General features: G+C 55.9%; 3 protein-coding genes and 1 pseudogene. All 4 read left to right on the top strand.

What is annotated here, in order from left to right; genetic code table 11:
- Window positions 1-43 precede the first annotated feature (43 nt).
- Window positions 44-587, top strand: a pseudogene (ssb, locus tag HMPREF1024_RS0127900) (single-stranded DNA-binding protein).
- Between the two features lie 48 nt (window positions 588-635).
- Window positions 636-884 carry a DUF905 domain-containing protein gene (locus HMPREF1024_RS00400; protein ID WP_009310026.1) on the top strand — a complete coding sequence of 83 codons (249 nt, stop codon included), beginning with the start codon at window positions 636-638 and terminating at the stop codon, window positions 882-884.
- A gap of 69 nt (window positions 885-953) precedes the next feature.
- Window positions 954-3,011, top strand: a complete 2,058-nt coding sequence (locus tag HMPREF1024_RS00405; RefSeq protein ID WP_009310025.1) for a ParB/RepB/Spo0J family partition protein — start codon at window positions 954-956, stop codon at window positions 3,009-3,011.
- A gap of 44 nt (window positions 3,012-3,055) precedes the next feature.
- A partial coding sequence (locus tag HMPREF1024_RS30925; RefSeq protein WP_009310024.1) for a conjugation system SOS inhibitor PsiB family protein occupies window positions 3,056-3,232 on the top strand: 177 nt, incomplete at its 3' end.

Here is a 3,232-nt window from a genome sequence, read left to right as displayed (position 1 = left end):
GATGGTTTTAAAAAGGCAAAACAACGGATTAAGGAGATTCATCATGGCAGCACGTGGCGTTAACAAAGTCATTCTGGTTGGACATCTGGGACAGGACCCGGAAGTGCGTTACATGCCCAACGGGGGCGCAGTGGTCAATCTGACGCTGGCCACGTCTGAAACATGGCGTGACAAGCAGACGGGAGAGATGCGCGAAAAACACCGAGTGGCATCGTGTTGTCATGTTCGGCAAGCTCGCGGAAGTGGCGGGTGAATACCTGCGTAAAGGCGCACAGGTCTACATCGAGGGCCAGCTGCGCACCCGCAACTGGCAGGACGATGCCGGAGTCACGCGCTACGTCACCGAGGTGCTGGTCGGGCAGAACGGCACCCTGCAGATGCTCGGCGGCCGCCGTGAATCCGGAGTGCCTGAGAGCGCCGCGCAGCCGCAGAATCCTGCCACCCCGGCACAATCTGCTCAGGCCGCAGCTAAATCCCCGAAAGCGAAGGGCGGTAAGAAAGGCCGTCAGGATGCCGCCCCGTCTCAGCAACCGCCTCAGCCACTCCCGGATGATTTCCCACCAATGGATGATGACGCGCCCTTTTAAACCACGATGAAGACGCCCCGTTCAGGCGGGGCAGAAAAGGAGAAACACATGGACCATAACGTTTTGTCCCCGCTTGAATCCCTGCCGGATGGCACGTTTACCCGCGAGCAGGCTCAGATTGTCGCAGCGCAGTATCAGAATGTGGCGATTGAAGATGATCAGGGGACCCATTTTCGCCTTGTCGTCCGTCATCAGGATGACGGCAGCATGATCTGGCGCGTCTGGAATTTTGAACCGGGCGGCGAGGACATGATGAACCGCTACATCCGGGACTACGGAGTACGCAAAACGAAGTAAGCAGTAAGAAGAACGCCGGACAGGTGGGCTGTCCGGCAGACATTCATCAATAGCTAAGAGGTATCAATTATGTCTGCAACAGAGTCTAAGGTAAAAACTGCACCGAAAACCAGCAAAAAAACGCTTAAGTCTGCCGAAGCTGAGGCGCTTAAAGTGGCTCTCGATGCCGCACAGGTCGAGTATGTCCCTGTGACGGCACTGGTGAAGTCTCCCCTGAACGTCAGGACCATTCCCTATCCGGCGGAGAAAGTCTGTTCAATGGCAGATTCCATTGAAGCCATTGGCCTGTTGCAGAATCTGGTCGTGCATAACCTCCCGGATGGTCGCTGTGGTGTGGCTGCCGGTGGTCGTCGCCTGAAAGCGCTGCAGCTCCTGCAGAGTGAAAACCGTATCGATGCCGGATATCAGGTGATGGTGAAAAAGGTACCTGATGAACTGGCTGTTGCGGCATCAATGGCAGAAAACGAACAGCAGATGGCAATGCATCCGTCTGAACAGATCGCCGGGTTCCGCACACTGGCAGAGCAGGGGAAAACCCCCGCGCAGATTGGCGATTTACTGGGGTTCGGTACGCGTCATGTTCAGCGCATGTTGAAACTGACCGAACTGGCTCCCGAAATTCTGGCGGCGCTGGCGAAGGATGAAATCACCACCGAACACTGCCAGGCACTGGCGCTCGAAAGCGATCAGAAACGCCAGGTGGAAGTGCTGGAATCCGCCCGCAAACGGTCCTGGAATAATGAAGTATCAGTTTCCTCGATCCGTAACCTCATTACCTCAGAAGAGGTTTCCACAAACGGCGACAAATTCCGCTTTGTGGGAGAGGCCGCATTCAGTCCGGATGAAATCCGGGTTGATCTCTTCAGCAGCGAAAACGGCGGCTATGTCAAAAGTGCATCGCTCGATACCGCCCTGCTGGAAAAACTGCAGAACATCGCGGAGCACCTCCGCGAAGCGGAAGGCTGGTCATGGTGTGATGGTCGTCTTGACCCGATTTCTCACTACGGGAAGGACACTAAAATCTGGCGTCTGCAGTCTGTTCCACCGATTGAATATTCTGAGACAGAATCAGAACGTCTTGCGGAGCTGGAAGCTCTGGAAGCTAAGTATGAAGGCGAGAACCCCGGCGTGAATGATGACGTCGTGGCCGGGGCTCTGGAAGCCGTCTGGGAAGAACAGCAGACCATCGCGCACCGGGCAAAACACCGGGCATGGACGGATGAAATGAAGCAATCTGCCGGAGTGGTGGTTTCCTGGACTGGCCAGGAGGTGAAAGTACAGCGCGGTGTGGTGCTGTGCGCCGATGAAAAAATGGAGGAGAAGGATGCATCCACCGATCAGGCCCCTGAAAAAGTCGATCCGCTGGACGCCGTCAGTGTCCCGTTGCTGACCCGCCTTTCTTCTGAACGCACACTGGCGGTTCAGGCGGCCCTGTTGCAGCAGCCGCAGAAAGCCGTCGCGCTGATGGTCTGGAAAATGTGTAACTCGGTTTTCCATACCACAACGTCCGTCAAAGAGCCGTTCTGCATTAGCGTGAGTGTGTCGCATTACGCGCTGACCCGTGAAGCACCTGACGGTGAAAACAGCGTTGCGTTTCAGGCCATCCAGTCAGAAAAAGAACGTCTTGAAGCCCTGCTGCCGGAAAACTGGCGAAAGGATATGACCACCTTCTTTACGCTCGATGGCGCAACCCTGATGGCACTGATGGCTTTCTGCACCGCCTGCTCCATAGATGGTGTACAGGGCAAGGATGAATTTGGTCGTAAACACCAGAGTTCGCTGGATGGGGTGGAAAACGCCATTCAGTTTGACCTTCGTGACTGGTGGAAACCGACGGCTGATAACCTTTTCTCGCACATGAAGCTGCCACACATTGTACAGGCACTCTCTCAGGCCGGACTGGCTGGCGCAGCACAGGACGCCGCGAAGATGAAGAAAAAGGATGCCGCTGAACATGCAGAGCACTTCCTCTCAAAAATCCGTTGGGTTCCGGAATGGATGACCAGTGCTGACAATCAGAAACAGCCTGCCGCAAAGTCTGAACTCAGTCTGGCAACAAGTCAGAACGATACCGACGCTGATGCCGGCGACGTCACCGACCATAACAACCCGGCCTGCGCCGCCTGATAACGGAGACGCCGCCCTGCGGGGCGGCGATAAGGAGACTGAAAATGAAAACGTTACTGACTCTGGATGTCCTGAAAACCATGTCTTCTGATGAGCTGGAAGACTACCGCGCCGCCGGTGAAGACTTTCGCCGGGAGCTGAGTCACGCTGTCATGCGCGATCTGACCTCACCGTCCGGCTGGTCCGTGAATGCCGAATACCGGTGCGAATTTGGCGGTCTT

Origin of the sequence: Klebsiella sp. 4_1_44FAA, assembly GCF_000238715.1 — a bacterium.
GTDB classification, from domain to species: Bacteria; Pseudomonadota; Gammaproteobacteria; order Enterobacterales; family Enterobacteriaceae; genus Klebsiella; species Klebsiella pneumoniae.
Note: the sequence above shows the minus strand (reverse complement) of the source record. Positions and strands in the feature narration are given on the sequence as shown.

Coding starts and splice junctions, on each gene's coding strand:
- HMPREF1024_RS00405 (WP_009310025.1), top strand. CDS start 954: ATGTCTGCAACAGAGTCTAAGGTAAAAACTGCACCGAAAACCAGCAAA.
- HMPREF1024_RS00400 (WP_009310026.1), top strand. CDS start 636: ATGGACCATAACGTTTTGTCCCCGCTTGAATCCCTGCCGGATGGCACG.